Consider the following 4,130-nt stretch of genomic DNA (forward strand, 5'->3'; position numbering starts at 1 on the left):
CGAGCTGCGCACCGCCGAGTACTGGGTGCGCCACGTCCGCGAGGCGGTCCGCTTCCACGACGCGATCCAGGCCCTGGAGCGCGAAGGCGTCCGCAGCTACCTGGAGTTGGGCCCGGACGCCGTACTCAGCGCCATGGGCCAGGAGGCCGTGACCGAGGACGCCGTCTTCGCCCCGGCGCTGCGCGCCGGCCGGTCCGAGGCACAGACGATCACCACCGCCCTCGCCCAGGCCCACGTACGCGGCGTGGTCGTGGACTGGGAGGCGTTCTTCGCCGGTACCGGCGCCCGCCGGATCGACCTGCCCACCTACGCCTTCCAGCGCCAGCACTACTGGCCGAAGGCGCCCGTCGCCCCCGCCGCCGCCCCGGACTCGGTGGACAGCCGGTTCTGGGAGCTGGTCGAGCGCGAGGACCTCGACGAACTGACCGCCACCCTGGGCCTCGACGGCGACCAGCCGCTGAGCTCCGCCCTGCCGGCCATCACGGCCTGGCGCCGCCGGAACCGCGAGCAGTCCGCGGTGGACGGCTGGAGCTACCAGGTCACCTGGAAGCCGCTCGCAGGGACGCGCACCGCCGCGGTCTCGGGCAGCTGGCTGCTGGTCGTCCCGGCCGGGCACGCCGAGGACGCCGCCGTACTGGACACGGTCACCACGCTCGCCGAGCGCGGCGCCGAGGTACGGCAGCTGACGCTCACCGAGGCCGAAGCGGACCGTTCCGCGCTCGCGGACCGCCTGCGCCGGGAATTCGCCGGGACCGGTGCCACGGCCGGCGTCGTCTCGCTGCTCGCGCTGGACGAGGACCCGCACCCGGAGCACCCCGCGATGCCCGCCGGTCTCGCCGCCACCGCCCTGCTGGTACAGGCACTGGGCGATGCCGAGGTCGGGGCGCCGCTCTGGTGCGTGACGCGCGGTGCGGTGTCCACCGGCCGAGCGGACCGGCTGCAGAGCCCCGCACAGGCTCAGATCTGGGGCCTGGGCCGAGTGGTCGGCCTGGAACACGCCGACCGCTGGGGCGGTCTGATCGACCTCCCGGAGAGCATGGACGAGCGCACCCGGGAGCTGCTGGCCGTCGCCCTGACCGGCGCCGACGCCGAGGACCAGCTCGCCCTGCGGCCGTCCGGACTGTCCGTCCGCCGGCTGGTCCGGGCGGCCCATGCGGACGGCGCCGCCTGGACGCCGCGCGGCACGGTCCTGGTCACCGGCGGTACGGGTGCCCTGGGCGCCCAGGTCGCCCGCTGGCTGGCCCGCAACGGCGCCGAGCACCTGGTGCTCACCAGCCGCCGGGGACCCGACGCGCCCGGCGTCGCCGAACTGCGCGACCAGATAGCCGAGTTGGGAGCCACGGCCACCGTGGCCGCCTGTGACGTGGCCGACCGTGACGCGCTGGCCGCCCTGCTCGACTCGATCGAGCAGCCGCTGACCGCCGTCGTCCATGCGGCCGGAGTGGTCGCGGACGCCGCCCTGACGGACAGCACCCCGGCCGACCTGGCCGCCGTGATCGGGGCCAAGGCGGCCGGCGCGGTCCACCTGGACGACCTGCTGGCCGGCACCGAACTCGACGCCTTCGTCACCTTCTCCTCGATCGCGGGCATCTGGGGCAGCGGCGGCCAGGCCGCCTACGCCGCCGCCAACGCCTTCCTGGACGCCCTGGTCGAGTCCCGCCGGGCCAGCGGCCTGGCCGGCACCTCGGTGGCCTGGGGTCCCTGGGCAGAGGCCGGCATGGCGGCCGGTGAAGCGGCGGAGGAGCACCTGCGCCGGTTCGGCCTGCCGGTGATGGCGCCCGGCTCCGCACTGATCGGACTCCAGCGGGCGCTGCGGAGCGACGAGCCCACCCACGTCGTCGCCGATGTCGACTGGGCGCGCTTCGTGCCGTCCTTCACCGCCGCCCGTCCCCGCCCGCTGATCGGGGAACTCCCCGAGGTCCAGCAGCTGCTGGCGGCCGAGTCGAAGGACGCCGAGGCCGCCGGCGGCGAGCAGGCCGGACTGAAGGACCAGCTGGCCGGGCTCTCCGAGGCCGACCGGGACCGCGCGCTGCTGGAGCTGGTGCGCGGCGAGGTGGCCGGGGTGCTCGGCTACCCGGGTGCGCAGTCGATCGAACCGGCCAGGGCCTTCCGGGCGCTGGGCTTCGACTCGCTGACGGCGGTCGAACTCCGCAACCGGCTGAACGCGGCCAGCGGCCTGCGCCTCCCGGCGAGCGCGGTGTTCGACTACCCGACGCCCGCGGCCCTCGCCGAGCACCTGCGGGACGAGCTCTTCCCGGACAGCGTCCGGGAAGGCACCCTCGACCCGCAGGAGGCCGAGCTGCGCGCGGCACTGGAGCGCATCTCGCTGGCCCGGTTCCGGGAGGTGGGACTCCTGGAGACCCTGCTGAAGCTCGCCAACCCCGGCGGCGACAGCTCAACCCCCAGCAGCGGCGATGAGTTGGACCTGATCGACACGATGGACGTGGCGAGCCTCATCGACATTGCCCTCGACAGCAACGAATCCTGACACGTTCGAAGTGCGGAGCTCATGATGACCACGCCCAACGAAAAAGTCGTTGCAGCGCTGCGGGCCTCCCTCAAGGAGGCCGAGCGCCTGCGCCGGCAGAACCAGCAGCTGATCGCGGCTTCCAGGGAGCCGATCGCCATCGTGGCGATGAGCTGCCGGTTCCCCGGCGGCGTGGAGTCGCCGGAGGCCCTGTGGCAGTTGGTCGCCGCCTCCGGCGACGCCATCTCCGAGTTCCCCACCGATCGTGGCTGGAACCTCTGCGACCTCTACGACGAGGACCCCGACCGGCAGGGCACCTTCTACGCCCGCGGGGGTGGATTCCTGCACGATGCCGCCCAGTTCGACCCGGCGTTCTTCGGGATCAGCCCGCGCGAGGCGCTGGCCATGGACCCGCAGCAGCGCCTGCTGCTGGAGACCTCCTGGGAGGCCTTCGAGCGGGCCGGCATCGACTCCACGTCGCTGCGCGGCAAGCCGGTCGGGGTCTTCGTCGGCGCCTCCGCATCGGGCTACAGCGCGGTGACGGACGAGCTGCCGGACGGCGTAGAGGGCTACATGCTCACCGGGAACGCGGCCGCCGTGGTCTCCGGCCGCCTCTCCTACACGTTCGGATTCGAGGGGCCGGCGGTCACCGTCGACACCGCGTGTTCCTCGTCGCTGGTCTCGCTGCACCTGGCGGTGCAGGCGCTGCGGGGCGGCGAGTGCTCGCTCGCCCTGGCCGGCGGCGTCACCGTACTGGCCACCCCGGACGTGTTCGTCGAGTTCAGCCGCCAGCACGGCCTGGCCTCGGACGGCCGGTGCAAGGCGTTCGCCGCCGCGGCGGACGGCACCGGCTGGTCCGAGGGCGTGGGCATGCTGCTGGTCGAGCGGCTCTCCGACGCCCGCCGCAACGGGCATCCGGTGCTGGCGGTGGTGCGCGGCTCGGCCGTGAACCAGGACGGCGCGTCCAACGGTCTGACCGCGCCGAACGGTCCGTCGCAGCAGCGGGTGATCCGGCAGGCGCTGGAGAACGCCGGTCTGACGACGGCTCAGATCGACGCGGTCGAGGCGCACGGCACGGGCACGACGCTTGGTGACCCGATCGAGGCCCAGGCGCTGCTGGCGACTTACGGCCGGGAGCGTCCGGCCGAGCGTCCGCTGTGGCTGGGTTCGCTGAAGTCCAACATCGGTCACACCCAGGCGGCGGCCGGTGTGGCGGGTGTGATCAAGATGGTGATGGCGATGCGGCACGGTGTGCTGCCGCAGACGCTGCACGTGGACGAGCCGTCACCGCACGTGGACTGGACGGCGGGCGCGGTCTCGCTGCTCACCGAGGCCCAGCCGTGGCCGGAGACCGGCGAGCTGCGCCGGGTCGGTATCTCGGCGTTCGGCGTGAGCGGTACCAATGCGCACACGATCCTGGAGCAGGCTCCGGTAGTCGAGGATGCGATTGCCGAGGCGACCGTGTCGCCGTCGGTGGTGCCGGTGGTGCTTTCGGCGAAGGGTGAGGCGGCGCTGCGGGCGCAGGCCGAGCGGCTGCTGTCGGCCGGTGAGTTCGAACTGGTCGATGTGGCTTACTCGTTGGCGACGGGTCGGGCGGCGCTGGAGCGTCGTGCGGTGGTCGTGGCGGGTGAGCGTGCGGAGTTCCTGCGGGGTCTGGGTGCGC

General features: G+C 73.6%; 1 protein-coding gene and 1 pseudogene. Both read left to right on the forward strand.

Features of this window, described 5'->3' with window-relative positions; all coding sequences use genetic code 11:
* On the forward strand, nucleotides 1-2,488 hold a 2,488-nt coding region (locus ACZ5ON_RS35790; protein WP_465601744.1), incomplete at its 5' end, for an SDR family NAD(P)-dependent oxidoreductase.
* 39 nt (nucleotides 2,489-2,527) lie between these two features.
* A pseudogene (locus tag ACZ5ON_RS35795) lies at nucleotides 2,528-4,130 on the forward strand (type I polyketide synthase); the annotation flags it as partial.

The sequence above is a fragment of the Kitasatospora sp. NPDC032150 genome, from assembly GCF_055579945.1.